Below are 25,838 nucleotides of genomic sequence, written 5' to 3'. Positions count from 1 at the left end.
AGGAGATATTATGTATAAAACTGGCAATACTAGAGAGCGTTGGGCACTTTTTCTCAAACTCTTTATTCCAATCTTAATCTATCAATTTGCAAATTTTTCTGCCTCATTTATAGACACCATGATGACGGGCCGTTTTAGCACGACCGATTTAGCTGGTGTTTCTATGGCAACCAGTCTTTGGAATCCGCTTTTTTCCTTCTTAACTGGAATTGTCTCTGCCCTGATTCCTATGGTTGGTCAAGAATTGGGTAAGGGAGATAAGGAAAAGGTTCGGACGATTTTTCATTCCTTTATTTATATCGGAATTGGGCTGTCCATTTTCTTCTTAACCTGTCTTCTCTTTTTGGCTCGGCCGTTTTTAGCCAATCTGCAACTAGAAACAGCAGTTAGACAGGTAGCAGAGACCTATCTTTTTTACATGGCATTTGGACTGCCTCCCTTTCTGTTGTTCAGTATCTGTCGCTCTTTTTTTGATAGTATAGGCCTGACAAAACTGTCCATGTACTTAATGTTGCTATTGGTGCCTTTGAATTCTCTCTTTAACTATTTATTGATTTATGGGAAAATGGGGCTTCCAGCCCTCGGAGGAGCAGGTGCTGGTCTGGGTACAAGTCTTGCTTACTGGTGCCTATTGATCATCATTCTCTTAGTGACCAAGTTTCACTCGACCATTCAATCATTTTCGATGTGGAAATGGACGCCTATCCATAAAAAATGGATGAAAGAAGGCCTGCGCATTGGCTTACCGATTGGTTTACAAGTTTTTGCAGAAGTCGCAATTTTTGCAGTTGTTGGCCTTTACATGTCAAACTATGCATCTTTGACCATTGCTGCTCACCAGGCAGCCATGAATTTTGCGACTTTGCTCTATGCCTTTCCTTTGAGTGTGTCTATAACCTTGCCGATTGTCATTTCGTATGAAATCGGTGCAAGTGATGGTGAATCAGTGCGTTCCTATACTCGGATTGGACGTTTGACTGCCTTATTATTCGCTTGTTTAACCCTGTCCTTTTTGTATTTCAATCGTCAATGGGTGGCCAGCCTCTACGGTCAAGAAGCGGCCTTTATCCAGTTAACGGCTAATTTCCTCACTTTTGCCCTCTTTTTCCAATTAGCAGATGCCTTCACAGCGCCTATCCAAGGAATCCTGCGTGGCTACAAGGATACTAGCGTTCCTTTCGTTTTAGGATTGGTCTCTTACTGGTCCATCACCTTTCCCCTTGCTTGGTTCCTGGATGCCTGGCTAAAACTTGGTCCAAAAGCTTTTTGGATTGGTCTGATAACCGGTATTTTCTGTTGTGGTATTAGTCTTAGCTTACGATTAAAATGGATTCAAAAGGAGTCTGGTTTATGAAAAAATCATTCACTTTCTATTTATGTATCATTATTCTTGTAACCCTGCTGATTTTTAGCCAAGTCAAATGGTCGGTTGATCTACCCAATTCCCAATCTCTTGTCTTGACAGAAAATAACCAGCTTGTTAAGGAACTATCTGGAAAAGATGTCCAACTCTTTTTGCTTCAGTTGGAATCTACCAAACCCTATTTCTTCAATAATGCCAGTGCAACAGATCAACCAAGTAATCCTGACCGACTGCTGGTGTTGGAAGTGGAGGAAGAGACTTATTATTTGTATGAAAAAAATCAAAAAACATTTTTGATGAAACCTTATCAATACACCGTTGAATTACCATCCGACCTGGATGCCATCTTAACAAACTAAAAATCCAGAAATTTGTACTGACCCCAAAAAGTTAGATAAAAAATATTAGTGAAAGGATTTAGTTCTGTACTGAACAGGACTAAGTCCTTTTAGTTTTGCTTTAATGCGTTTATTGTTGTAGTAAAAAATATAATCAGTGATAGCTTGCTCTAGTTGATCGAGAGACTTGAAAGTCTTCTCAAATCCGTAAAACATTTCTGTTTTCAATATGCCAAAGAAGGACTCCATCATACCATTATCCGTGCTAGTTCCCTTGCGAGACATGGAAGGACGTATAACTTTACTGTCAAGAAAATGATGGTAGGCTTCGTGTTGGTATTGCCAACCTTGGTCACTATGGAGAATGGTATTTGGGTAAGTTTCCTCAGGAAAGGCCTTCTCAAGCATGGACTTAACTTGCATGAGATTAGGTGAGCGGGACAAGGTAAAATCAATAATTTCGCTATTATAGCCATCCAGAACAGGTGACAGATAGAGTTTTTCAGAACAATTTGGCAGAGCGAACTCCGTCACATCTGTATAGCACTTCTCAAAAGGCTTAGTCCCTTCAAAGGCTCTCTCAATGAGATTAGGAGCTTTCTTGCCCACATCCCCCTTGTAAGACTTGTATTTCTTACATCGGCGAATACGAGCTGATAAGCCTAGTTCTTTCATCAGCCGTTGTACTTTCTTATGATTGATAGAAAATCCACGATTTCTTAACTCAAGGTGAATGCGACGGTAACCATAGTTTCCCTTATGTTCATCATAAATAGCTTGAATTTCAACTTTTAAGTCCTTGTCTTTATCCGGTTTGTCCATTTGTTTGACGTGATAGTAATAGGTAGAAGGAACTAATTGGGAAATAGTCAGAAGGATGTCTAGTCGGAATCCTTCTTCGACCATCTCTCTAACTGTTTGAGTCTTTCTTGCTCTCTGGCTTCGTCCCTTAAACGAAGCTCCCTCAACTTTTTTAGGTAAGCTACCTCAGTGCGTAAGCGTTCATTTTCCTCCTGAAGTCTCTCCAACTCCGTCATCTCTTCCCAGGTTTTCTTTGATTTACGCCCCATTTTTGGTGGCCTCCCTCTTGTTTTCTCAACAATAGTATACCCGTTTTTCTTGTATTGTGCTATCCAGTTTGAAAGGGTTCCACGATTTGGCAAGGCATAATCAAGTGAGACGGAGAGAGCTGACTGCTTATTAAGAAGTACTTTGTCAATCATTTCTTGCTTTAATTCTGGGGAATAGTAGTTATTGTTCTCTTTTTTAACAATACTTAAGCCATATCTCTCAATCAATCGAATCATATATTTAATACCAGATTGAGCAATACCGAACTGTTTTGACAAGGAATTGAGGGAGTTACCATTTTGACGTAACTCATAAATTTGGACTTTGTCTTCATAACTTAATTTCATAAAAATAGCACCCCATAAGTTAGATTTTTTCATTCTAACTTTTGGGGTGCGGTTCAATTTCTTTCTGGATTTTCTTATTTTCGTTTCATTTCGCCTTGTGGGTAGTAGGTTCCTTCAGGCATATCATTGATAAAAACATGGATTGCTTCTTTGGGTGCGTTGGTATTACGAGATACAACTTCGGTCACTTCACGCGCCAGAGCAATTTTCTGTTCTTCCGTGCGTCCTTCAAATAAATCAATTCGTACAAATGGCATAAGTTACTCCTTTGAATAAGATAAGCATAGTATAACATGGAATTCAAAAAAATGGTAGAAAGGATAGCATCTAGGACTTTTTTAAGTTATAATATTAATGTAACAGAGGTGGTTATATGGAACAGGAATTTAGATATACTCAGAAAAAAAGTTTGTTGAAAAAAGTAGTCAATAAGAAAACCGGTCTAGGCATAGGAGCAGTTGCTGTCACAGCTATGGCTGGAAATGCCTTCTTTTTTGCTGAATTGCCAAAGAGAGACCTAGTCTATGGTCAACAGATTGAATCTGCTATTCAACTGTATGAAGATGCTGGTTTCACAAACATTCAGAAAATAGAAATGCCAGATTTAGAATACGGGCAATATTTTGAGAGTGAAGTTGTCGATAGGGTTGTTAGTGAAGATACCATCTGGCAAGAGGGGACTGTTTTTAAATCTACTCCGATTACCATTTTTTACCATGTCGCCAAAGGCGATGCCAAAGAAATAGCTATTTCATTTGACAAAAAAGTCCAGCAAATTGAACGAACTTTTAAAAACGAAGGGTTTACAGATTTGGAGCTTGAAGCCATCTTACTTCCAAAAAATGGAAATGAAGAAAAGACTGACGTGGTGGAATCCATTACAATCGGTAATTATACCTATAACTCAGACTATTTTTATTCCAGTTCTTTGCCTGTCTTTATACGCTATTATGATGTCAGCGAAGACAATAAAGTTGTTCCTAAAACTCTGCAATTAAAACAACAAAAAAAGGAAGCTGAGAAAATTCTCAAAGATGCAGGATTCAACAATCTTCAGTTTGAAGGCGTGGAAGAGAAGGATCTTTCAAAGAATGGTCAAATTCTCTCTATTACCTTAGATGGTATTGACTATGATTTCGAAAACCAAACAGAACTGGTTCTCAAAAATAACAGTCTGGTGAAACTACGTTTTTCTGACTCATCAAGCTTTGCCAAACTACCAACTATAGCACCAGCTACGAAAAGTTCCGATGTCAAAAAGCAACTGGAAGAAGCTGGTTTTACAAAAATTCAACTTGAAAAAGAAGAGACAGCTGATATTTCCAGACACGATACTCTATCTTCTATTACGATAGATGGCCAAGTCCAATCTGACACTACCGAAACGGTATTTAAGAAAGAAAGCAAGGTGACAATTCGCTATTATTCTGCGGAAAAAGCAATTGCTGAAGAAGCCCGCAAAAAGGAAGAAGCTAGACTTGCTGAGGAGGCTAAGCAAGCCGCAGTAGTAAGTCAACAAGCTAGCCAGATTCAACAGTTTGCCCAAGCCCCTTCTCAAAGTGTTTATTATAAAAACTGTACAGCTGCTCGAAATGCAGGAGCAGCGCCGGTTCGAATCGGTGATCCTGGTTATGCGCCCCATCTGGACCGAGATGGGGACGGAATTGGTTGCGAATAGGAAAAAGCGTTGTCAACGCTTACATCGTTTGTTATGCTATCCTTATAAGGAGGGTTTACTCATGGCCTATAAATACCGTATGATTTTATCGTTCCTACTCGCTGGATTATTTTTGTATCTTGTAACAACTGTTTTTGACAAGAGTATATGGGAAGGACCTTTATTGATTACCTTTTCCTTCCTCAGCTTAATCTATGGATGTGTCATGCTCTACAAGTGGAAACCAAAGGCAGCAAAAATCATTTTTGAGTGTGTCGGAAATTTCTTATCATTACCCTGGTCTTAATATTAAACAAGCTCAAAACGGGCTTGTTTTTCTGTTTCCTAAATGGTCAAATTATGATAAAATGGAAGGAGTGAAATTTTAAGATTGGAAAGTGAAAAGTGGCTCAATTATACTATAAATATGGGACGATGAATTCTGGCAAAACCATTGAAATTCTTAAAGTAGCCCATAACTACGAAGAGCAAGGCAAGCCTGTTGTCATCATGACCTCTGCCTTGGACACTCGTGATGCCTTTGGCGTTGTTTCCAGCCGTATCGGTATGAGAAGAGAGGCTGTGGCCATTGACGATGAAATGGATATTTTTGGCTATATCGAAAAGATGGAGCCACGTCCCTATTGTGTCTTGATTGATGAAGCGCAATTTCTCCGCCGTCATCATGTCTATGACTTGGCACGAGTGGTGGATGAACTAGGTGTACCAGTCATGGCGTTTGGTTTGAAAAATGATTTCCGCAATGAGCTCTTTGAAGGCTCTAAACATTTGTTGCTTTTGGCTGACAAATTGGATGAGATTAAAACAATCTGCCAGTATTGTTCCAAAAAGGCGACTATGGTGTTGCGAACACAAGACGGCAAGCCAACCTATGAAGGTGCCCAGATTCAAATCGGTGGAAATGAAACCTACATTCCAGTTTGCCGCAAACATTACTTTTCACCGGAGATTGAATTGTAACCCAAGGTTATAAATCAAAGGCTGAAGGTACGATTTTTGAAAACCGAAAACAGGCTAGGAACTGTGCCTGTTTCACGACCTACATATTACAGAAAGGAAATGAACACGCCCTACAAGCTAACAAGAAGTGTGTTCTTTCCAATTTTTTAGAAAGGAACTGAATACGGGCTACGAACTGTGCCTGTTTCATGACCCACATATTACAGAAAGGAAATGAACACGCCCTACAAGCTGTGTCAAAAAGATAATTTCTCCTAGTGTTGTAAAACACTTGGTCGAAATTCCTATTTTGACTGTGCTTGCTTAACGGGCTTTGTATCTTAATTTTATGAACATCTATGATCAATTACAGGCGGTGGAAGATCGCTACGAGGAACTTGGTGAATTGTTGTCTGACCCTGATGTAGTCAGCGATACCAAGCGTTTTATGGAGTTGTCTAAGGAAGAAGCTGCAACTCGTGATACAGTAACAGCCTACCGCGAATACAAGGTTGTTCTTCAAAACATTATCGATGCAGAAGAGATGATTAAAGAATCTTCTGGTGATGCTGACTTGGAGGAAATGGCTAAGGAAGAACTCAAACAAGCTAAGGCTGATAAAGAGGCTTACGAAGAAAAGCTGAAAATCCTTCTTTTACCAAAAGACCCTAACGATGACAAAAACATCATCTTGGAGATCCGTGGTGCCGCAGGTGGTGATGAAGCTGCCCTCTTTGCAGGCGACCTCTTGACCATGTACCAAAAGTATGCAGAAGGTCAAGGCTGGCGTTTTGAAGTCATGGAGGCTTCTTACAATGGTGTCGGCGGTATCAAGGAAGTGGTTGCAATGGTCTCTGGTCAATCTGTTTATTCAAAACTCAAGTATGAATCAGGAGCTCACCGTGTCCAACGTGTCCCTGTGACAGAAAGCCAAGGTCGTGTCCACACCTCAACAGCAACTGTCCTCATCATGCCAGAAGTGGAAGAAGTGGAATACGATATCGATCCAAAAGATCTTCGTGTCGACATCTACCACGCATCTGGTGCTGGTGGACAGAACGTCAACAAGGTTGCGACTGCCGTGCGTATCGTTCACTTACCAACCAACATCAAAGTAGAGATGCAGGAAGAACGGACCCAGCAGAAAAACCGTGAAAAGGCCATGAAGATCATCCGTGCCCGTGTTGCGGACCACTTTGCACAGATTGCCCAAGATGAGCAGGATGCAGAGCGTAAATCAACCATTGGTACTGGTGACCGTTCAGAGCGTATCCGTACTTACAACTTCCCACAAAACCGTGTGACAGACCACCGTATCGGCTTGACCTTGCAAAAGCTGGATACTATCTTGTCCGGTAAGATGGACGAAGTCGTAGATGCTCTTGTACTTTACGATCAGACGCAAAAACTAGAAGAGCTTAACAAATAATGAATTACGCTCAATTATTTGCAGCATACGAAAAACAATTAGTCGCAATCGGTGAAGAGGCAGAATCCCTGTCCTTCACCTTTCGTGGCTTAAAGGGATTGAACTTTACGGAATTTCTCCTCCTGCTCCGTCAGGAAGTCACACCGACCGACAAAGAAGAGATTGAGGCGATTTTTCAGCAACTTTCCCAGCACCGACCTGCCCAGTACATTATCGGCAAGGCTGATTTTCATGGCTTGGAGTTTGCGGTAGATGAGCGAGTCTTGATTCCAAGACCTGAAACGGAAGAATTAGTTGATTTGATATTGCAGGAAAATAGCGGAGCAGATTTGCGTATCTTAGACATCGGTACAGGAAGCGGTGCCATAGCTATTTCCCTTGCAAAAGCTAGACCTGATTGGGACGTTGTAGCGGTTGACATTTCAAAGGATGCCTTAGCAGTGGCTCTGGAAAATGCAAAAACCAATCAAGTCTCTGTCCACTTTCTAGAATCGGATGTCTTGCAAGCAGTGACAGGGCATTTTGACATCATTGTTTCCAATCCGCCCTACATCTCGCCAGATGACACAGACGAAGTTGGACTCAATGTATTGACTTCCGAGCCACATCTGGCCTTATTTGCGGAAGAAGATGGTCTGGCTATCTATAGACAAATTGCAGAGCAAGCAGGGGCATTTTTGAAGAAAAATGGAAAACTCTACTTTGAAATTGGCTACAAGCAGGGGCAAGACCTAACTGACTTACTCGCTCTGCATTTCCCCGAAAAACGAATCCGAGTCCTCAAAGACCAATTTGGTCAGGATAGAAAGGTTGTCGCGGATGACAATGGATAAACTCCGAACAATCCTCGAAAATGGTGGAGCCGTGGTTTTGCCGACTGAGACAGTCTACGGACTCTTTGCTCAAGCCTTAAATGAAGAAGCGGTCAATCGTGTCTATCAGTTGAAACAGCGTCCGAGGGATAAGGCAATGAACTTAAATGTCTCAAATCTGAACGATATTTATTTTTTCAGTCAAAATCCACCCCATTATCTGGAAAAACTGTATAATAGGTTTATGCCAGGACCGCTAACAATTATCCTAAAAGCAAACAAAAATGTTCCTTTTTGGGTCAATTCCGGACTGGATACCGTTGGATTTCGTCTTCCAAAGCACGAAAAAACTTTACGTTTGATTGCGGAAACGGGTCCCTTAATCGGACCATCAGCGAATGTTTCAGGACAAGAAAGTGGTAAGGAGTTTACTAAACTTCTATCACAATTCTCCGAAAAATTGGAAGGAATTGCCGATGACAAGGCCTTGACTGGAATTGATTCAACCATCTTAGATCTTTCAGGACCAAAAGCTAGAATTCTCCGTCAAGGCAGTATTAGCCAGGAAGAAATCCAAGCTGCTATCCCTGAAATAGAATTCGGGGATTGAATTTACTTACTTCCAGCTGAGCACCGAAAACAAGCCCATCGTTTTTACGAGCATTTGGGATATGAATCTGACAGATTACACTATCGCTTTATCAAGCACTTATAAAGGAGTACCGCACATGATTTTTGACAAAGTTGACTACAAAGATTTCGACAAAGAAGTTTGGGAAGCTATTCAAGCTGAAGAAAACCGTCAACAAAATAATATCGAGTTGATCGCGTCTGAAAACGTTGTTTCTAAAGCAGTTATGGCTGCTCAAGGTTCTATTTTGACCAACAAATACGCTGAAGGATATCCAGGCCGCCGTTACTATGGTGGTACAGAATGCGTTGATGTCATCGAAAGCCTTGCCATTGAACGTGCAAAAGAAATCTTTGGTGCTCAGTATGCCAATGTTCAGCCACACTCAGGTAGCCAAGCTAACTGTGCTGCTTACATGGCCTTGATTGAACCAGGTGATACAGTGATGGGGATGGACCTGTCAGCTGGCGGTCACTTGACTCACGGTGCTGCGGTTAGTTTCTCAGGACAAACCTACAATTTCGTTGCTTACAATGTAGACGAAGAGACAGGTTTGCTGGATTACGATGCAATTCTAGAGCAGGCAAAAGAAGTGCAGCCAAAATTGATTGTCGCAGGTGCTTCAGCCTATGCACGTACAATCGACTTTGCTAAATTCCGTGAAATTGCTGATGCTGTTGGTGCAAAATTAATGGTGGACATGGCCCATATTGCAGGTCTTGTAGCTGCTGGTCTCCATCCAAACCCAGTTCCTCACGCTCATATCACAACAACAACAACCCACAAAACTCTTCGTGGACCTCGTGGTGGTTTGATTTTGACCAATGATGAAGCCCTCATCAAGAAAATCAATTCAGCTATCTTCCCTGGTATCCAAGGGGGGCCACTTGAGCATGTTATTGCTGCAAAAGCTGTGTCTTTCAAAGAAGTCTTAGATCCAGCCTTTAAAGATTATGCTCAAAAAATTATTGACAACAGCAAGGCCATGGCAGAAGTCTTCCTTGCCAACCCTAATTTCAAGGTCATCACAGGAGGCACAGACAACCATCTCTTCTTGGTAGATGTGACAAAAGTTGTTGAGAACGGTAAGGTTGCACAACATCTCTTGGATGAAGTGAACATCACTCTCAACAAAAACTCAATTCCTTACGAAAAACTCTCACCATTCAAAACAAGTGGTATCCGTATTGGCTCTGCAGCCATTACTGCTCGCGGTTTTGGAGTAGAAGAAGCTCGCAAGGTTGCTGAGTTGACAATCAAAGCCCTTGAAAACGCAGAAAATGAAGCCGTTCTAGAAGAAGTTCGTCAAGAAGTACGTGCTTTGACAGACCGCTTCCCTCTATATGAATTGGATTAATGGATATTTATATTAAACAAGCGATTATACACCAATTTTCCCCTGATGATACAGAGCTTCATTTGGCAGACGATTTTGTACAAATTACTCCCAAAATTGAGGAGTATCTTCGCAAGAAAATTGAACGTGTTTATTCAGATGAAGCTAAAACTGGCCAACTTGGAGCTGAAAGTCCTTTCTTGGACTTATTGACTGATGATTTATTGGAAAGTTCGAGAAAAATAGCCCAAGTCTGGAAAGAAGAGTTTTCTGTATCTGAAAATCTCAAAACAAATGATTTGATTTTTGTTCATTTTGAGAAAAATGGTCAAGAACACCTGGCTTTTATGCGCATTGCTCTACGAGAGAATCTGGTACATTCACAAACTGACAGCCAAAATCCTTATACGCTCACTCAAAATAATTTGCCTAGTGCTGGCTCCGCTCCAGACGAGGCATTTATTTTGAACCGTTTTTCATTCAAATACCATTTGATTGAAAAACGTATTAAATACAACGGTGCCTTTCTTCACTATTTCTCAGATAATTTGTTACAGGATAATCCTCGTATTTCTGCTAAAAAATCCATCAAAGCAGTAGAGCAAACAGCCCAAAAAATCGCTGAAAAGTTCAATCAGGATGATTTTCAATTTCAATCCAAGGTTAAGGCTGCTATTTTCAATCATTTAGAGGAAGAAAATGCACTTTCACCTGAAAAATTGGCAGACCAGTTGTTTGATCAAAATTTAACAGCTCGACTGTCTTTTGTCGATGAACTAAAGGAAGTAGTGCCAGAGCCTATTTCGTTCGAAGAGATTGACTCTAGCCGTCAACTCAAAAAATTTGAAAATCAAAAACTCTCCTTGTCAAACGGTATAGAACTCTTAGTACCAAATGCTGTTTACCAGGATGCAGAAGCGGTTGAGTTCATTCAAAATGATAATGGAACCTACTCCATCCTAATCAAAAATATAGAGGATATTCAAACAAAATAATGAAAAAAATAACAAGAACGATTTTTCTTGTCGTACTTGTTTTCTTAGCCTATCAGTTTTATGTGATTCGTACAAACGTGAAACAGGTTCTGAGCTTTCAAAGCACTGTACAAGAAGTATTGATTTCAAGCCAAAGTCCGGCAAGTGAGGACTTGATTCTGGCAATGATATATACGGAAACAAAGGGGCTGAAGGCAGATGTCATGCAGTCTAGTGAAGCTGAAACAGGGACGACAAATACTATTTCAGATAGTCGAGAAAGTATCCAAGTAGGAGTAGCTTATCTCAATCAGATGTTTGCAGCAGCAGAAGCTGCTAATTTGGACAGTTGGACAGCGGTGCAAGCCTATAATTATGGGCCAGGTTATATTTCTTATGTTGCTGCAAATGGTGGTGAAAATACTATCGAATTATCAAAGAACTATTCCCTTACCATCGTTGCTCCTAGTCTGGGAAATTCTGATGGTGAGACCTATACCTATTACCACCCGATTGCGGTGCTAAATGGGGGAAAGTTGTACGTGAATGGCGGAAATATCTACTATTCTCGACAAGTTGAATTCAACCAGTACCTCATTCGGTTTATGAAGTTGTTTATATAATTTGATTAGCGGGATTATCCCGCTTTTTTGTGGAATGTGCTATAATACTAATGAAAGAGGTGATTGAATGAATCGGACAGTGCTCATTACAGGTGCATCTAGTGGTATTGGAAGAGCGATGGCGCAAACCTTTGCCGCAAATGGTGACAAATTGATTTTACTAGGACGCCGCTTAGAACGATTAGAGGCCTTGAAATCAGAGTTAGAATCGCAATTTTCAATTGATGTTTGGGTTTACCAGCTCGATGTCACTCAGATTGAAGCTGTTAAAGAGGTTTCATCTCTTATTTTAGCTCAACATGGGTCAATTGATATTCTGATAAACAATGCCGGCTTAGCTCTTGGCCTAGAACCCTATCAGGATAGTAAATTGGACGATAGTCTGATTATGATCGACACCAATGTTCGTGGGCTATTAGCTGTGACACGCCAGTTTTTACCAAAAATGGTGGAGAAAAATCAGGGACATATCATCAATATCGGTTCAACGGCGGGGATTTATGCCTACGCTGGTGCTGCTGTTTATGCGGCCACCAAGGCAGCTGTACGTTTTATTAGTGATGGTATTCGGATTGATACCATGGCCTCCAATATCAAGGTGACGACATTACAACCTGGCATTGTTGAGACAGATTTTAGTCAGGTTCGTTTCAAAGGTAATCAAGAAAGGGCAAAGTCAGTTTATGCAGGTGTCGAGGCCTTGCAGGCAGAGGATATCGCAAATTGTGCTCTTTTTGTCGTCAATCAACCAGCACATGTACAAATTTCTGATATGACCATTATGGCGCGCCAACAAGCTACTGGTTTTTTAATCCATCGTGAAGAGAAGGAGAACAAGCATGAATAAACACTTTATAAAAACTTTGAGTCTGTCTCTACTGGCTAGTCTCTTTTTAACTGCCTGCAGCATAACTTCCAAGCAAGAAAGTGGCAGCAGTTCTTCAACCAGCCAAACAAGTTCACAAACAACTACTAGCAGTACTGAAGTGACTTCTACGACTAGCTCATCAACGTCATCTAGTAACTTAGAAACTCAAACGGATACGGCATTAGATTTAGATGCAATTGCTGCTGGAGATTTTTCTAGTCTGGCGGGATCATGGATGAACAGCCACGGAAATGTATTGGTATTTGACCAAACTGGCCTTGTATCTGAAGATTCATTTTGGTCAGGAGAGTTTGTATGGTCAAATGGTTTATTGACAACCAGTGTGCAAGCTAGTTCTGGCGTTGGAGGCTATGCTTTGGTACTAGTCCCTAAAGGGATGGCTATCCCGTCTGAATTTTTTACAGATGGTTCTGATCCTTCTGACCAAACAAAAGACCGACTTTTTGGAGCGCAAAACGTTCTCTCAACTGAAAACTTTGATCCATTTTATCGTGTATCAACCGCTCTCCCCCATTCTCAAAGCAACCTGGAAACTGGTGTGACACTTGAAAGTGGACAGGTCAGCATTGATTATGCGACTGAGAAAATCGGTGACAAGGCTTGGATTGTGTTAGAAGGAAACTACACTCGCACAGAATCAGTTCCATACAATCTCCTACAAGGTTCCGATGGTAGCTTAATCTGGGTCTATCAAAACGGTGTGATTTACGGAGACAACAACCAACTACTTTATACACCTTGAGCTTTCTAATATTGCTCGAAAGACTGGTGTAGATAAAAGACGATGTTCTCACATTCAGAGAGCATCGTCTTTTTTAGTTCTTTCAAGTAAATATCGTCCTATTTTACATATAAGTATCTCAAACAATTGCAGATTGTACTGTTCCTATTTTTAGGACTTTTGACTATGTAGCAGACCAAGAAAATGCTAGAGTCAGACTGCATCAGTTGAAACCTGAAATTGCTTTGATTGTGGTATGGTCGTAGACTACAAAATTCAGACGAGCCAGCATATTGGATAGCAATTGCCTTCAAAATATTCGTCCTGCTCCAAGACTACCAGATAAATGTCCACAGAAATAGTCGAGACGGCAATTAAGAAAGACCTACCGAAAAAGAATCCTCGGACTGTTTATGGATAATCAATTATAGTTTCAGAAGAAGTTTGGGATCGAAATACTGCCAAAGTCTGCTCTGAAAAATAAGTGTCATTCAAACTCTCTACAAAAGCGGACATAGAGATAATAGCAGTTGGCAACACAAGGCTTTGTTGTTCATAGCGAAAGGAAATATCAGACCAATCATCTGCTGCAAATGTTTTGATGAGTTCCTCATTGACTTTCTGAGCAGCAACACTTGCAGTAGAAGATGATGCCAAAACCTTCTCTAATTGAGCACGAAAAATATCCTTGTCTGCAATCAAATCCTCAAGGGTCAGCAAGCTTTCATCAGTCTTTTCATAAAAGATTTCCAATTCCTCCTCTTGGCTTGTCGTCACTTGGAGACCGTCTGCCTTGATATTTGTTTTCATAACTGCATAAGAAGTCGCATTTTCAAAAGGGCTAGTACGAGTTTGCGGATAGAGAATAATCCATTCTTTCTGAGTCAAACTATCAGCTTTAGCCGTTTTCAGTGTTTCGTCAGCAGCAGCACTGATTCGTTGGCTGATCGCAGTCTGGTTATCTCGCTGTAGAAATTCAATAATTCTCGGATTTTGTGGACCACCAATAGCATCAATCTTAGTCCCCATGTCATCAATAATCCGCAGATTCAAAGGAACAAACTGCTCATTTAGTAACCGATTTTGTTCTTGGCCGAACCAGTGAAGACCAAAACCAGCTAAACCAATGATAAAAAATCCCAAAGCAAGCCTTTTCCAATTTTTTTGCATAAGAACCCCTACCTTTCTACACTTATATATTATCATATGAAAATAAAGGAGACAAGTAGATATAAATCAGTTTTTATAAAAAATAAGCCCATAGAAAATTGACTCTCTATGGGCTTACAACTTTTCAAGCATTGGGTAAATTAGTCTTGATGGACCGGCTGATAGAGCCTCTCCCCAGGCTTGCGACACTTTCTTGTTTTCAGGTGTCGGGTAAAACAGTCTATCCCCAGACTGTTTTACTCCCACTCAACGGTTGCTGGTGGTTTACTTGTGATATCATAGACGATGCGGTTGACGTGGTCGACTTCGTTTACGATACGGACAGAGATTTTCTGTAGGACTTCCCATGGAAGTTTGGCAAAGTCAGCTGTCATTCCATCGACAGAAGTGATAGCACGGATAGCGATAGTGTAGTCGTAGGTACGACCATCTCCCATGACACCTACGGAGCGAACGCCAGTATTAACCGTGAAATATTGCCACACATCGCGGTCAAGACCCGCTTTTGCAATTTCCTCACGCAAGATAGCGTCAGATTCGCGAACAGTTTGAAGTTTTTCCTCCGTGATTTCACCCATGACACGAATGGCAAGGCCTGGTCCTGGGAATGGTTGGCGCCATACAACTTCATCCGGCATACCAAGAGCAGTACCAAGGGCGCGAACTTCGTCCTTAAAGAGAGTATTGAGTGGCTCTATTAACTTGAACTGCATATCTTCTGGCAGACCACCAACGTTGTGGTGAGATTTGATTGTCTCAGCAGTATCCGTTCCTGACTCGATAATATCGGTATAAAGTGTTCCTTGCGCTAGGAATTCAACATCAGTCAACTTGCTCGCCTCATCGTCGAAGACGTAAACAAATTCATTACCGATGATTTTACGTTTCTTCTCAGGGTCAGATACGCCAGCAAGTAAATCCAAGAAACGCTTAGCAGCATCAACGCGAATAATATTGAGACCAAACTTGCCACCCAACATCTCCATAACCTGATCACCTTCATTCTTACGAAGAAGACCGTGGTCAACAAAGATACAGGTCAACTGGTCACCAATAGCGCGTTGGAGAAGAACCCCAACAACAGAAGAATCAACACCACCTGACAAACCGAGCAAGACTTTCTTGTCCCCAACAGTCTGGCGGATTTTTTCAATCTCTGTATCGATAAAGTTTTCCATTGTCCAGTCACCCTTTGCTCCACAGATAGAAAGAGCAAAGTTTTTTAAGATATCATTTCCATAGACAGAATGACGAACTTCTGGGTGGAACTGGATACCGTAGATACGGCGTTCCGTGTTTTCAATGGCAGCGTAAGGGCAGTCAGCAGATAGGCCAACCAGGTGGAAATCAGCAGGGATTTCAGTTACTGCATCACCGTGGCTCATGAGAACCAATTGCTCTTCAGGCGTTCCAGCAAATAGGGCTGATTCAGCCTTGAGTTGAAGCTTTGATTGACCATATTCACGATTTCCAGCCTCACCAGCAGGAACAACCTTACCTCCCAATTTATGGGTAATTAACTGCATACCATAGCAAATCCCTAAGATAGGAATACCCAATTCAAAGATTTCTGGATCAATATCAAAGGCATTTTCAGCGTAAACGGAGTTTGGTCCACCTGAAAGTACGATACCAATCGGAGCTAGCTCACGGATTTCAGCTGCAGTAATTTTGTGGCTTTTTAATTCAGAAAAGACCCCAAATTCACGAATACGACGTGAAATGAGTTGATTGTACTGGCTACCGTAATCCAGAACAATAATCTTTTGAACATCTTGTTTAGTCATTCTGTCCTCATTCCTTTTGAAAATTTTAAATGTATGTTTTTTATTCTAACATAAATCCAGACTATTTTCCACAAGAAGCTATAAAACATGTAAAGCCTATCGAAGTAAGAAATATGTTTTTTATTTGTTCGGAAATTGCAGTTGTATCACAAAATATTTTAAGAAAGTTTTCGACTACTCTGTTTGAGGATGATTTTGGGAAATTCTAGTTAAATTGTATTTTTTTTGATAAAATAGAAGGGATAAAGGAGCCAGGATGAAAGCAGCTTATATAACGATTCACGATAAAATTAAGGAACAAATTGATCAGGGCATTTGGGCCATCGGCCAAAGACTGCCGAGTGAACGAGATTTGGCAGAAGAATTTGGTGTTTCCCGTATGACCTTGCGCCAGGGAATTACCCTCTTAGTAGAAGAAGGTGTGTTGCAACGAAAAGTTGGATCAGGAACCTATGTTGCCAATACCCGTGTTCAAGAAAAGATGCGCGGAACGACCTCTTTTTCTGAAATTGTCCAACTTCAGGGAAAAGAACCTTCAAGTCGTGTCCTGTCTTTCGTTAAAACAAAACCGAATGAAAAAGAGATTGACTTATTGGGCTTGGAAAAAGGAGAGTTTGTGATACGAATGGAGCGCGTGCGGTTTGCGGATGCGGTTCCGGTTGTCTATGAAGTAGCTAGTATTCCCGCTCGGCTTATCCAAGACATGAAAAAAGAAGAGGTCACCAATCAGTTCTATAAAACCCTAACCAAAAACGGATTTAAACTTGGGAAAACTCAGCAAACCATTTATGCCCGCCTTGCAAATGACAAAATTGCCAAGCTGTTGCACATTTCAAAAAACCATCCTATCCTAGCATTGCGCCAAGTTTCCTATTTGGAAAATGGTCAGGCTTTTGAATTTGTCAATAGTCAGTATGTCGGGGAACGTTTTGAGTTCTACCTAGAGAACAATTGATGTTGCATAACAAAAATTATGTAAACAAAATAAGAAACTGATTTGAAAAGTTATCAAGAGAAGAGATTTTTGGTATAATAAATCTTATGGAAATTGAAAAAACCAACCGAATGAACGCCTTATTTGAATTCTATGCTGCCTTACTAACAGACAAGCAGATGAATTACATCGAGCTCTACTATGCGGATGATTATAGTTTAGCTGAGATCGCAGAAGAATTTCAAGTAAGCCGTCAAGCTGTTTATGACAATATCAAACGGACCGAAAAGTTATTAGAGGATTATGAAATGAAACTGCACATGTACTCTGATTATGTAGTCCGGAGTCAAATTTTGGATGAACTTTTAGAAGCTTATTCAGATGATGAGGCTTTAAAAGAAAAATTATTGATTTTGTCCAGTATAGATAATCGCGATTAAGGAGAAGAAAATGGCATTTGAAAGCTTAACGGAGCGTCTACAATCCGTCTTTAAAAACCTTCGCCGTAAGGGAAAAATTTCTGAGAGTGATATTCAGGAAGCAACCAAGGAAATCCGTCTGGCCTTACTAGAAGCCGACGTAGCCCTTCCAGTTGTCAAAGATTTCATCAAAAAGGTACGTGAACGTGCTATCGGTCATGAAGTCATTGACACTCTGAACCCTGCTCAACAAATCATCAAAATCGTTGATGAAGAATTGACGGCAGTATTGGGTTCTGAAACTTCAGAAATTATCAAATCACCCAAAATTCCAACTATCATTATGATGGCTGGTTTGCAGGGTGCTGGTAAAACGACCTTCACAGGTAAGTTGGCTAACAAACTCAAGCAGGAAGAGAATGCCCGTCCACTCTTGATTGCTGCCGATATTTATCGTCCAGCTGCCATTGACCAGTTAAAGACCCTTGGTCAACAAATTGATGTACCTGTTTTTGAATTGGGAAACCAGGTTCCAGCACTTGAAATCGTTCGTCAAGGTTTGGAGCAAGCTAAAGCCAATCACAATGACTATGTCTTGATTGATACGGCCGGTCGTTTGCAGATTGACCAAGCCCTTATGGCCGAATTGAGAGAAATCAAAGAGTTTGCTCAGCCAAACGAAATCCTCCTGGTCGTCGATGCCATGATTGGTCAGGAAGCTGCCAACGTTGCGCGTGAGTTTAATGATCAACTGGCTATTACTGGTGTGATTTTGACCAAGATTGACGGCGATACACGTGGTGGTGCAGCCTTGTCTGTCCGTCACATTACTGGTCAGCCAATCAAATTCACCGGTACTGGTGAAAAAATCACCGACATCGAAACTTTCCACCCAGACCGTATGTCCTCACGTATTCTGGGCATGGGTGACATGCTGACCTTGATTGAAAAAGCCAGCAAAGAATATGATGAGAAAAAATCATTGGAACTCGCTGAAAAAATGCGTGAAAATACCTTTGATTTCAACGATTTCATCGATCAATTGGACCAAGTTCAGAATATGGGACCAATGGAAGACCTGCTGAAGATGATTCCAGGTATGGCTGGTAACCCAGCCCTTGCCAACTTGAAAGTTGACGAGTGTGAAATTGCACGAAAACGAGCTATCGTATCTTCTATGACACCAGCCGAACGTGAAAATCCTGAATTGTTAACACCTAGCCGTCGTCGTCGTATTGCTAACGGTTCTGGAAATAGCTTTGTCGAAGTCAATAAATTTATCAAGGATTTCAACCAAGCGAAAACCATGATGCAGGGTGTCATGTCAGGCGACATGAACAAAATGATGAAACAAATGGGAATTAACCCAAATAATCTCCCTAAAAACATGCCAAACATGAACGGTATGGATATGTCTGCTCTTGAAGATATGATGGGCGGTGCAGGCATGCCGGATATGAGCCAACTGATGGGAGGGGCTGGTATGCCTGACATGTCCCAAATGTTTGGAGGCGGCTTGAAAGGTAGAATCGGCGAGTTTGCTATGAAACAAGCCATGAAACGCCAAGCCAATAAAATCAAGAAAGCCAAAAAGAAGAGAAAATAATCTCTTCTTTTTTACTTTTTATTCGAAGAAGTAAGATACAGCAATATAAAATAGAAGTAGCAAAGCAGAAAAAATCATTTTCGAGCCCAATTACTTTCCATTATAACGGAAATAATTTAAATTGTCCCTTTTGGTGGACAATATTTACATTGTCCGTTATAATGGAAATATAATAGAAAACAGAGGACAAGTTATGAATTATATCGCAATAATAGGAGATATTGTCAATTCAAAACAGACTTCCAACCGCTCTAGTATTCAAGAGCGGCTAAAACAACAGCTGAATAGAATCAATCATTCCTTCGCTCCGGACTTCGCATCACCTTTTACCATTACAAAGGGAGATGAATTTCAAGCTTTATGCAAGCCTAACTCTTATATCTTTTTGATGATTGACCAAATCCAATTAGCCTTTCGTGATGAGGTGGAGATTCGATTTGGAATTGGTTTGGGTGAGATTCTAACAGCTATCGATCCCAAGCTAAGTATTGGAGCAGATGGTCCAGCTTATTGGGAAGCACGCAAGGCTATTGACTTCATTCATGACAACCATGACTACGGCACCAGCAAAATTGCATTTTCATCTGAATACAAGCAAATCGATCGTGTGATCAACCCCTTGCTAACTTCTAGCGATTTCATCAAAGCTGCCTGGAATCGTTCACAAACGGATCTGTTTGAAACCTTAATCTCCCAAAAAATCTATCAAGAAGATTTCACACAAAAGCCAATTGCTGAGAAAATGAAACTCAGTCAAAGCGCCTTTACCAAACGTTTGAAATCCAGTGGAATCAAACTCTACCTGCGTAATCGTCAAACTGCCATGAATTTGATTCTCCAGCTCAGTCAGAAAGAAGGATAAAGCATGTCATTTTCAGTTATTTCTAGCTATCTTATTCAACATCCAGTTTTAACCGCCTTGCTTATTGCTCACTTTTTAAGTGATTTCACCTTCCAAAGTCAAGCACTGGCAGATGATAAAAAGCTTCATTTAAAAGCTCTTTTCATGCACCTTTTCATTGTTGCTATCCCTCTTCTTATTCTAGCCTTACTGCCCCCCGTTCAAAACGGAGATTTATTTTTTCAAGTTTGGCTGAGCCATCTTGCGATTGACTATGTCAAATATTTTCTCAACAAACACCATTGGATAAAGGACTCCTGGGAAGCTGGAGCATTCCTAGCGGATCAATTGCTACATATCATCTCTGTCATCATTCTTTATCACACTATCGGTGTCAATGTCGCTTCACACTCACTCTGGATTGAACCAAATTATATCCTCCTGCAAATCCTTTTTATCCTTCTAATCAGTAAGCCCGTCAATATTCTTTTCAAACTCTACTTTAGCAAATATCAGGTAGTGGAAGGAGAAGAAGAGCAGACTGTGACAGGTGCAGGAGCCTTGATTGGTCAGTTGGAGCGCCTCATAATGGGAATTTTTCTGCTTCTAGGACAATACACAGCTATCGGACTGGTATTTACAGCAAAGTCCATCGCACGCTATGATAAAATATCCAAAAGCCAAGCCTTTGCTGAATACTATTTAATTGGTTCGCTATTTAGTATCATTAGTGTCCTAGTATTGTACGTTTTATTGATTTTATAGAAGAAAAAAGTTTACATAATTTATTTTGTGTAAACTTTTTTTGTAAAAATAGAAAGGAATACTGTATGATTATTTGGTTAAACGGCCCATTCGGTGTCGGCAAGACTACTTTAGCAAATATATTACACAAACGAATAGAAAACTCGTATCTATATGATCCCAAGTTACTAGGTGATTTCTTACAACATCAATTACCTCAGACTGTATGTCCTGAAGATTTTCAAGATTATTCCGTTTGGCGACAGATTACTTATAAAATAGTATTTGATTTAGCGGCTAAAACTGATAAGACTATTATTATTCCCATGACAATCTATAAGAAAGAATATTATCAGGAGATTATTCAGCAATTGATAAAGGATAAGATTCCTTTGGAACATTATATTTTGTTAGCTGACAAAACAACCATTTTAGAACGTTTAGACAATCGAGTCAATGAAGACAACATCTGGGCCAAAAAACATCTTGATGTTTGTTTAAAAGCTTTTGAAAGTCATATTCCTGGGCAAAGGTTAAACACAGACAGTTTGAAGCCAGAAGAGGTTGCGAAGGAGATTCTAATGCTCAGTAAGTTTACCGTGAAATAATGTAGATTTTTGAAATTTTGGGCGTGAAAAAAATTTCTAGTTATATAGCAGTAAAACTAAAAATTTATGAACAATTGACCTAACATGGACTAAACCCTTGATAATACTGAGATAGAAGTATAAAGTACATTCTTCAAAAAATGTACTTTATTTTTGTTTTGTACTTTTGAATAGGGTTATTTATTGTACATAATGATTAGTTTATATTATTCTTTATATCTCTTTTGAAAAGTACATTTAGCATCCACAATTTGATGAAGTTCAGCACTTTCAAAAGTACATTTTTTCAGCTACATTCTATTATAAAGGATTTTGGGGGATAATTCTATTTTTTATTTCTTGTTAAAATCAACATTCAAAGTGTAGTTCTTTAATATTAGGCTATCCATCAAATAGTTCTACCTTTATTTTAAAAACAAACAATATATTGTGGATATTTAAAAACTTCAACCCTACATGTAGTACTTGACAAGTGTGATACAATATTATTAGGAATATTGTTTTTGTTACTAATAAGATCTCTCAAATCTTTAATAGGGGGCAAAAAATGGATAATAAATTAAAAGCTACTATCAATTATTTAATTTCTGAAGCACCTGAAGTAACTCCTAAAAAATTGCAGAAATTACTTTATTATGTTCAATCATGGCATCTAGCATTAACGGCGGAGAATGTGTCCGAAGATTTTGAACAATATCTTTTATTCAAGGCTGATTTTGAGGCATGGGTACACGGTCCTGTTATACCTGAAGTATACACTTGCTTTAAAGAATTTGGTGGCAAAGTTATTTCTAAATCTCCTTACTTTACTGATGTTGAAGTAGATTTTAATGGCGATGAAATTGAAAATATTAATGATGTGCTAGAGATATATGGGAAATTTAATGGAAGTGATTTAGAATTGCTCACTCACAATGAACTTCCTTGGCAAGAAGCTCGAAAGGGGTTATCACCACTCGAAAGCTCAAATAAGAAGCTGTCTTATAAAACTATCTTCGAATATTATTCAACTAGATTGGTCTAATGAAAAAACGAAAAAAGATTCCAAATGTAAGCAAACCTAATGGGAGTCGAATACCTACAGCAGAGTTACCAAAATCAAATGTGACATTCGATTTTCAATATAAAAATTGGTTACAGTCATTTAAGAAGGGTGAATTCACTACTTTTTTAAAAGATAGTGATGAATACGCAGACTTTATCACTCAAATTTTAACTGAATTGATACCCAAAATAACTAAAGATTGGGAGCCTGGGAAACAGGGATTTAAACATTGTCACACTATTCCCATGGAAGATGATGCTTATCAATTGTATAGTTCAGCCATTAAACGATTGCATAATTTACATACCGAACAATTAACTTTATGGCAATTTGGTCTATCACAAGGTTGCAGATTAATTTGTTATCTTCAAGGCAAGACTATCTACCCTCTTTTAATTGATTACCATCATCTAGGATATCCTTCTTTATACTATAACCAGAAAGATTTTAAAAATTATAACTATTGTCCAATGACAAAAAATAAGATTTAATTCTAATCAACTCCAGAAGCTGAGATTTTCTCTCAGTTTCTTTTTTTGGAGGAGATTAGAAAAGTAAACCGACTAAATAAGTTTTTCATGATATAATAAATTTATATTTTGAGGAGGAGTAGTCTATGACAAATATTGAACCTGAAAAGCTCAAAGATGGAATAAGTCTTCCAACAATTAACCAAAAAGCAATTTCTAACATTGTCAATAATACTGCACTGATATCAGCAGTGAACTCCCTTCAAGATTCTATAGAACGAATAAACGCGTCTTCTTTAGCTTCATCAGCTCTCGCTGCAAATCTTGTAGCAAAGACTTATCTTCCATCAAATTTTAATTCGATTATTGATACTAAGCTTATAAATGCTATCTCTTCCTCAATACCTAAAATTTACCCAATCGTAAACGAAGAGTATCTGGCAGCCATGAATTCGATAACTGAATCTGTTAAAGGACTGCTGGCAAATGTAGATTTAAGTTATTCAAAAGTATTTTCTGATGTAGCAAAAATACTCAAGAAGTTTAATACTGAGTATAGTCAGGAAGAGATTGACGAGATTGTTATAAATGTTCGTCAACTTGCAAAAAATGGATGGGTAATTTTTTTTAATGAGATTGGAATTTATGACAGGCTAAGGAACAGAGAATTTGCTGAACTGGAAAAAGATTGGATCAATGCTCTAGATGAATTTCTTTCTGAAGAGAGCGAAATTCAAGGAATTTACGAAGTTGGATGTTACCCAGCTACTTTACTAGATTCAATGCTAGATTGTTACAAATCAAATAATTACTACGCTGCGTATTCTCTTGCTACATTAGCAATTGATGGGGCACTGACAAGATTCTCTGAAATATTAAGTGATGCACCTAAAATGCCTGTTGGAACGGGTGCAGTATCTAAGTTAGACAAATCACTACTAAGTAAGTCATTTGCAGATTTAGGTTTCTTTGAGTGGTTGTATCAATTTTTCAAAGATACAAAACGTTTTACGTTAGACAAACCTAACCGACATATGATTGGCCACGGGAGATGGGCAGGTGAAATTTCAAAAACAGAATTCTTGAAGTTGTTCAATGTAATGCTATATATTAGCTTGAAATTTAAAACTTGGACATCAGAAATCAATCCAACATAATCATAAATCAAGGAATTAAGGAATGAATTCAACTATAAATAGCAACACTCACTCAGACCTTCCTAAATCGTTTTCTAACGGTGTTTTAGATATTCTGTACCAATATGCTACATTCAATGATGTCGAGGCTTGTAAAGATGCATTAAGAGATCATATTCGCCCATACTTATTCGATTACTCAGTTAATCAACTTGATATAGCTTTAAAAGAAGTAAGAGAACAATTGGTTAAACAGCAAACTAATCAATCTGATATGTCAAATGCCTATTGGAACGAAATGATTGAAAGTTTGAATGATGCTTTTAGTGAGCCAGAAGGCAAAGTATCAAATTATATTGATAAAGCTAGGTTTGATCAAGCTTTGAATGAGGCTCAGAAGATATTTCCTGGTCTATTTAAAAAAATGGATTAAAACTGCGATTAAGATCGCAAAGTTTCTAGATATAAAAATAGAGGAACTAACTGAATAAAATTGGAGGATAATATGGATTTTGAAGATATTTTTGATAATTTAGATAGTGAGCTTGGCAATTTAAAAATTCGTCTAAGTAAAAATGTCTATGGAACAGATAACATCGAAACATTATCAACTTTTCTTGATGATTTTAGCAATCTTTGCAAAGTGAAGAGATTTGATGTGGAATTGTCTGAGGTAGAGCAATTGACAAGTTATACAACCCTTCTGCAAAATACTAAGTCAGAAAGTCACGAATATGTTTCTGCTAGCATTAGGAGATTCTATACTGAATTTATTGAATCACTAAAAGATGAATTATATTATTAATTTCGGTTACATCAGTAACTAGATGAGCGTTTGCTGATGTTTTTCAAAGAGAAAAGGAGAGGTATATGTTATTTACGAAAGGGTTAGAAGAAATTATTTTTGCTAAACATGAATTACTATCTGATTATCCCGATGAATTTATTATCATTAGTGGTTTTCTAGGACCCGCACCAATTAAAAGATTGGAACAATTAGAAAATATAAAAGTCACTGTGATAGGGGGAATGTACCCTAGCGGATTAGATGCTAGATTATGGAATTCATTAGTAACTATCGAACAAAGCAATCCAAATTTAAACTTACTTTTCACCACAAGGGAGATACACTCTAAAATTTATATCTGGAAAAAGAACGGTAAAACATTGTCTGCACTGATAGGCTCAGCTAATTTTTCATCAAATGGTCTAAGGACTGATTATAGGGAATCGTTAGCGGATGCAACGAGAGATACTTTTGAACCACTTGATGACTATTACAAATTTATTATCGAAAATTCTGTAAGCTCACCAATTTTGAAAAAGAATCAACAAATTGTTGATTTTCAACCAAATACAACAGTTCGATCGGATAGTTTTCAAGATAATGTAAACTACTCAGTTAATATACCGCTTTTTGATCCTAAGAAAGGCATAGTTCCTAGAAGTAGTGGATTAAACTGGGGACTAAGTAATGGTCATGTCGCTCCGGGTGATGCATACATTCGCATTCCAAAAGAAGTAATCAAGAACAACGATAAACTAATAAAACCTCTTGATCCTGAATTTACTACACCTGAAGGACGAAGGAAACGAAATTCAGACCCTATCGAATTAATATGGGACGACGGGGTCATAATGGAGGCATCTTTAGAAGGAGTTCAAACTTTTGAAGAAAAAAAATATCCAAAACAGCTTGCATCATACTCACAAAAACAGGTGTTTATGGATGGAGAAAGAGTTTCTAAAAAAAGTATCTTAGGTAGATATCTAAGAAAACGATTAGGAGTAGGACTAACGGAAGAAATTACAATGGAAACATTGAGAGCATATGGTCGTAATACTGTTACACTATCTTTAGTTGGAGAAGGTGTCTATTATGCTGATTTTTCGGTATAAAAAATAAAATGGTGAAGCTTTAAAGCGT

Annotated in this window: 28 protein-coding genes; 24 read left to right on the top strand and 4 right to left on the bottom strand. The window is 39.0% G+C overall.

Annotated elements, in window-relative coordinates:
* Positions 1-10: 10 nt before the first annotated feature.
* Positions 11-1,354 (top strand): MATE family efflux transporter, encoded by a 1,344-nt coding sequence (locus tag PXH68_RS04715; RefSeq protein WP_248028637.1) that lies wholly within the window; start codon positions 11-13, stop codon positions 1,352-1,354.
* On the top strand, positions 1,351-1,722 hold the full coding sequence (locus PXH68_RS04710; RefSeq protein WP_248028636.1) for a hypothetical protein: 372 nt from the start codon (positions 1,351-1,353) through the stop codon (positions 1,720-1,722). Before PXH68_RS04715 ends, PXH68_RS04710 begins: the two co-directional genes overlap by 4 nt.
* A gap of 45 nt (positions 1,723-1,767) precedes the next feature.
* Here the strand turns inward: PXH68_RS04710 and PXH68_RS04705 are convergent.
* Positions 1,768-3,119 (bottom strand): IS3 family transposase gene (locus PXH68_RS04705; protein ID WP_316715559.1). Its coding sequence is split into 2 segments (ribosomal slippage): positions 1,768-2,663 and positions 2,663-3,119, totalling 1,353 coding nucleotides; the frame shifts between segments, so codons are not numbered across the junction.
* Positions 3,120-3,193: 74 nt separating this feature from the next.
* The gene (locus PXH68_RS04700; RefSeq protein ID WP_002934978.1) at positions 3,194-3,376 is read right to left on the bottom strand and encodes a 4-oxalocrotonate tautomerase; all 183 of its coding nucleotides are present in this window, start codon (positions 3,374-3,376) and stop codon (positions 3,194-3,196) included.
* Between the two features lie 116 nt (positions 3,377-3,492).
* On the opposite strand from PXH68_RS04700, the gene PXH68_RS04695 reads away from it, so the two are divergent.
* From PXH68_RS04695 to PXH68_RS04650, 10 genes are all read left to right on the top strand, one after another.
* Positions 3,493-4,797 (top strand): excalibur calcium-binding domain-containing protein, encoded by a 1,305-nt coding sequence (locus PXH68_RS04695; RefSeq protein WP_248028877.1) that lies wholly within the window; start codon positions 3,493-3,495, stop codon positions 4,795-4,797.
* A 384-nt stretch (positions 4,798-5,181) separates the two neighbouring features.
* Positions 5,182-5,757: a thymidine kinase gene (locus tag PXH68_RS04690; protein WP_158454926.1), complete on the top strand. Its 576-nt coding sequence runs from the start codon at positions 5,182-5,184 to the stop codon at positions 5,755-5,757.
* 328 nt (positions 5,758-6,085) lie between these two features.
* Entirely contained in the window at positions 6,086-7,165 is a 1,080-nt protein-coding gene (gene prfA, locus PXH68_RS04685) for a peptide chain release factor 1 (RefSeq protein ID WP_029998270.1), read from the top strand.
* A complete protein-coding gene (gene prmC / locus PXH68_RS04680) occupies positions 7,165-7,998 on the top strand; it encodes a peptide chain release factor N(5)-glutamine methyltransferase (protein WP_248028878.1) in 834 nt (277 codons plus the stop codon). The genes prfA and prmC overlap by 1 nt, the downstream gene beginning before the upstream one ends.
* The gene (locus PXH68_RS04675) at positions 7,985-8,587 is read left to right on the top strand and encodes an L-threonylcarbamoyladenylate synthase (protein WP_205030746.1); all 603 of its coding nucleotides are present in this window, start codon (positions 7,985-7,987) and stop codon (positions 8,585-8,587) included. The genes prmC and PXH68_RS04675 overlap by 14 nt, the downstream gene beginning before the upstream one ends.
* 118 nt (positions 8,588-8,705) lie before the next feature.
* The gene (glyA, locus tag PXH68_RS04670) at positions 8,706-9,965 is read left to right on the top strand and encodes a serine hydroxymethyltransferase (RefSeq protein ID WP_248028879.1); all 1,260 of its coding nucleotides are present in this window, start codon (positions 8,706-8,708) and stop codon (positions 9,963-9,965) included.
* The gene (locus tag PXH68_RS04665; RefSeq protein ID WP_248028881.1) at positions 9,965-10,939 is read left to right on the top strand and encodes a nucleoid-associated protein; all 975 of its coding nucleotides are present in this window, start codon (positions 9,965-9,967) and stop codon (positions 10,937-10,939) included. Before glyA ends, PXH68_RS04665 begins: the two co-directional genes overlap by 1 nt.
* Entirely contained in the window at positions 10,936-11,541 is a 606-nt protein-coding gene (locus PXH68_RS04660) for a lysozyme family protein (RefSeq protein WP_248028899.1), read from the top strand. The genes PXH68_RS04665 and PXH68_RS04660 overlap by 4 nt, the downstream gene beginning before the upstream one ends.
* A 67-nt stretch (positions 11,542-11,608) precedes the next feature.
* Positions 11,609-12,388 carry an SDR family NAD(P)-dependent oxidoreductase gene (locus tag PXH68_RS04655; protein ID WP_248028883.1) on the top strand — a complete coding sequence of 260 codons (780 nt, stop codon included), beginning with the start codon at positions 11,609-11,611 and terminating at the stop codon, positions 12,386-12,388.
* On the top strand, positions 12,381-13,172 hold the full coding sequence (locus PXH68_RS04650) for a DUF6287 domain-containing protein (RefSeq protein WP_248028884.1): 792 nt from the start codon (positions 12,381-12,383) through the stop codon (positions 13,170-13,172). Before PXH68_RS04655 ends, PXH68_RS04650 begins: the two co-directional genes overlap by 8 nt.
* A gap of 390 nt (positions 13,173-13,562) precedes the next feature.
* On the opposite strand, the gene PXH68_RS04645 is transcribed toward PXH68_RS04650, so the two are convergent.
* A complete protein-coding gene (locus PXH68_RS04645) occupies positions 13,563-14,321 on the bottom strand; it encodes a hypothetical protein (RefSeq protein ID WP_248028885.1) in 759 nt (252 codons plus the stop codon).
* Positions 14,322-14,557: 236 nt separating this feature from the next.
* On the bottom strand, positions 14,558-16,108 hold the full coding sequence (guaA, locus tag PXH68_RS04640; RefSeq protein WP_248028886.1) for a glutamine-hydrolyzing GMP synthase: 1,551 nt from the start codon (positions 16,106-16,108) through the stop codon (positions 14,558-14,560).
* Positions 16,109-16,364: 256 nt separating this feature from the next.
* On the opposite strand from guaA, the gene PXH68_RS04635 reads away from it, so the two are divergent.
* The 12 genes from PXH68_RS04635 to PXH68_RS04580 all read left to right on the top strand — a co-directional run bounded on the left by PXH68_RS04635 (position 16,365) and on the right by PXH68_RS04580 (position 25,810).
* Positions 16,365-17,063, top strand: a complete 699-nt coding sequence (locus PXH68_RS04635; protein ID WP_158454906.1) for a GntR family transcriptional regulator — start codon at positions 16,365-16,367, stop codon at positions 17,061-17,063.
* Between the two features lie 86 nt (positions 17,064-17,149).
* Positions 17,150-17,482: a putative DNA-binding protein gene (locus PXH68_RS04630; protein WP_158454904.1), complete on the top strand. Its 333-nt coding sequence runs from the start codon at positions 17,150-17,152 to the stop codon at positions 17,480-17,482.
* 10 nt (positions 17,483-17,492) lie between these two features.
* Positions 17,493-19,067, top strand: a complete 1,575-nt coding sequence (ffh, locus tag PXH68_RS04625) for a signal recognition particle protein (RefSeq protein WP_248028887.1) — start codon at positions 17,493-17,495, stop codon at positions 19,065-19,067.
* A gap of 193 nt (positions 19,068-19,260) precedes the next feature.
* On the top strand, positions 19,261-19,929 hold the full coding sequence (locus tag PXH68_RS04620) for a SatD family protein (protein WP_044681634.1): 669 nt from the start codon (positions 19,261-19,263) through the stop codon (positions 19,927-19,929).
* A 3-nt stretch (positions 19,930-19,932) separates the two neighbouring features.
* Complete coding sequence (locus PXH68_RS04615) at positions 19,933-20,673, top strand: DUF3307 domain-containing protein (protein ID WP_172061737.1); 741 nt, start codon at positions 19,933-19,935, stop codon at positions 20,671-20,673.
* Between the two features lie 65 nt (positions 20,674-20,738).
* A complete protein-coding gene (locus tag PXH68_RS04610; protein ID WP_248028888.1) occupies positions 20,739-21,260 on the top strand; it encodes an AAA family ATPase in 522 nt (173 codons plus the stop codon).
* 547 nt (positions 21,261-21,807) lie between these two features.
* On the top strand, positions 21,808-22,284 hold the full coding sequence (locus PXH68_RS04605; RefSeq protein WP_044692863.1) for a Panacea domain-containing protein: 477 nt from the start codon (positions 21,808-21,810) through the stop codon (positions 22,282-22,284).
* Positions 22,284-22,796: a hypothetical protein gene (locus PXH68_RS04600; protein ID WP_052506624.1), complete on the top strand. Its 513-nt coding sequence runs from the start codon at positions 22,284-22,286 to the stop codon at positions 22,794-22,796. The genes PXH68_RS04605 and PXH68_RS04600 overlap by 1 nt, the downstream gene beginning before the upstream one ends.
* 125 nt (positions 22,797-22,921) lie before the next feature.
* Complete coding sequence (locus tag PXH68_RS04595) at positions 22,922-23,932, top strand: hypothetical protein (protein WP_248028889.1); 1,011 nt, start codon at positions 22,922-22,924, stop codon at positions 23,930-23,932.
* A 22-nt stretch (positions 23,933-23,954) separates the two neighbouring features.
* Positions 23,955-24,344: a hypothetical protein gene (locus PXH68_RS04590; protein WP_248028891.1), complete on the top strand. Its 390-nt coding sequence runs from the start codon at positions 23,955-23,957 to the stop codon at positions 24,342-24,344.
* Between the two features lie 72 nt (positions 24,345-24,416).
* Entirely contained in the window at positions 24,417-24,716 is a 300-nt protein-coding gene (locus tag PXH68_RS04585; protein ID WP_248028892.1) for a hypothetical protein, read from the top strand.
* 65 nt (positions 24,717-24,781) lie between these two features.
* Complete coding sequence (locus PXH68_RS04580; RefSeq protein WP_248028893.1) at positions 24,782-25,810, top strand: restriction endonuclease PLD domain-containing protein; 1,029 nt, start codon at positions 24,782-24,784, stop codon at positions 25,808-25,810.
* Positions 25,811-25,838 lie beyond the last annotated feature (28 nt).

The organism is Streptococcus sp. 29896 (assembly GCF_032594915.1).
Classification (GTDB): domain Bacteria; phylum Bacillota; class Bacilli; order Lactobacillales; family Streptococcaceae; genus Streptococcus; species Streptococcus suivaginalis.
The sequence above is the reverse complement of the archived record's forward strand: the minus strand, read 5'-3'. Positions and strand labels throughout refer to the sequence as shown.

Excerpts from the sequence above, each read along its gene's own strand:
- PXH68_RS04700 (WP_002934978.1), bottom strand. The coding sequence starts at position 3,376 with ATGCCATTTGTACGAATTGATTTATTTGAAGGACGCACGGAAGAACAG.
- prfA (WP_029998270.1), top strand. The coding sequence starts at position 6,086 with ATGAACATCTATGATCAATTACAGGCGGTGGAAGATCGCTACGAGGAA.
- guaA (WP_248028886.1), bottom strand. The coding sequence starts at position 16,108 with ATGACTAAACAAGATGTTCAAAAGATTATTGTTCTGGATTACGGTAGC.
- PXH68_RS04655 (WP_248028883.1), top strand. The coding sequence starts at position 11,609 with ATGAATCGGACAGTGCTCATTACAGGTGCATCTAGTGGTATTGGAAGA.
- PXH68_RS04715 (WP_248028637.1), top strand. The coding sequence starts at position 11 with ATGTATAAAACTGGCAATACTAGAGAGCGTTGGGCACTTTTTCTCAAA.
- PXH68_RS04580 (WP_248028893.1), top strand. The coding sequence starts at position 24,782 with ATGTTATTTACGAAAGGGTTAGAAGAAATTATTTTTGCTAAACATGAA.
- prmC (WP_248028878.1), top strand. The coding sequence starts at position 7,165 with ATGAATTACGCTCAATTATTTGCAGCATACGAAAAACAATTAGTCGCA.
- PXH68_RS04665 (WP_248028881.1), top strand. The coding sequence starts at position 9,965 with ATGGATATTTATATTAAACAAGCGATTATACACCAATTTTCCCCTGAT.
- PXH68_RS04600 (WP_052506624.1), top strand. The coding sequence starts at position 22,284 with ATGAAAAAACGAAAAAAGATTCCAAATGTAAGCAAACCTAATGGGAGT.
- PXH68_RS04585 (WP_248028892.1), top strand. The coding sequence starts at position 24,417 with ATGGATTTTGAAGATATTTTTGATAATTTAGATAGTGAGCTTGGCAAT.
- PXH68_RS04630 (WP_158454904.1), top strand. The coding sequence starts at position 17,150 with ATGGAAATTGAAAAAACCAACCGAATGAACGCCTTATTTGAATTCTAT.
- PXH68_RS04610 (WP_248028888.1), top strand. The coding sequence starts at position 20,739 with ATGATTATTTGGTTAAACGGCCCATTCGGTGTCGGCAAGACTACTTTA.
- PXH68_RS04605 (WP_044692863.1), top strand. The coding sequence starts at position 21,808 with ATGGATAATAAATTAAAAGCTACTATCAATTATTTAATTTCTGAAGCA.
- ffh (WP_248028887.1), top strand. The coding sequence starts at position 17,493 with ATGGCATTTGAAAGCTTAACGGAGCGTCTACAATCCGTCTTTAAAAAC.
- PXH68_RS04650 (WP_248028884.1), top strand. The coding sequence starts at position 12,381 with ATGAATAAACACTTTATAAAAACTTTGAGTCTGTCTCTACTGGCTAGT.
- PXH68_RS04675 (WP_205030746.1), top strand. The coding sequence starts at position 7,985 with ATGACAATGGATAAACTCCGAACAATCCTCGAAAATGGTGGAGCCGTG.
- PXH68_RS04615 (WP_172061737.1), top strand. The coding sequence starts at position 19,933 with ATGTCATTTTCAGTTATTTCTAGCTATCTTATTCAACATCCAGTTTTA.
- PXH68_RS04645 (WP_248028885.1), bottom strand. The coding sequence starts at position 14,321 with ATGCAAAAAAATTGGAAAAGGCTTGCTTTGGGATTTTTTATCATTGGT.
- PXH68_RS04590 (WP_248028891.1), top strand. The coding sequence starts at position 23,955 with ATGAATTCAACTATAAATAGCAACACTCACTCAGACCTTCCTAAATCG.
- PXH68_RS04595 (WP_248028889.1), top strand. The coding sequence starts at position 22,922 with ATGACAAATATTGAACCTGAAAAGCTCAAAGATGGAATAAGTCTTCCA.
- PXH68_RS04635 (WP_158454906.1), top strand. The coding sequence starts at position 16,365 with ATGAAAGCAGCTTATATAACGATTCACGATAAAATTAAGGAACAAATT.
- PXH68_RS04620 (WP_044681634.1), top strand. The coding sequence starts at position 19,261 with ATGAATTATATCGCAATAATAGGAGATATTGTCAATTCAAAACAGACT.
- PXH68_RS04695 (WP_248028877.1), top strand. The coding sequence starts at position 3,493 with ATGGAACAGGAATTTAGATATACTCAGAAAAAAAGTTTGTTGAAAAAA.
- glyA (WP_248028879.1), top strand. The coding sequence starts at position 8,706 with ATGATTTTTGACAAAGTTGACTACAAAGATTTCGACAAAGAAGTTTGG.
- PXH68_RS04710 (WP_248028636.1), top strand. The coding sequence starts at position 1,351 with ATGAAAAAATCATTCACTTTCTATTTATGTATCATTATTCTTGTAACC.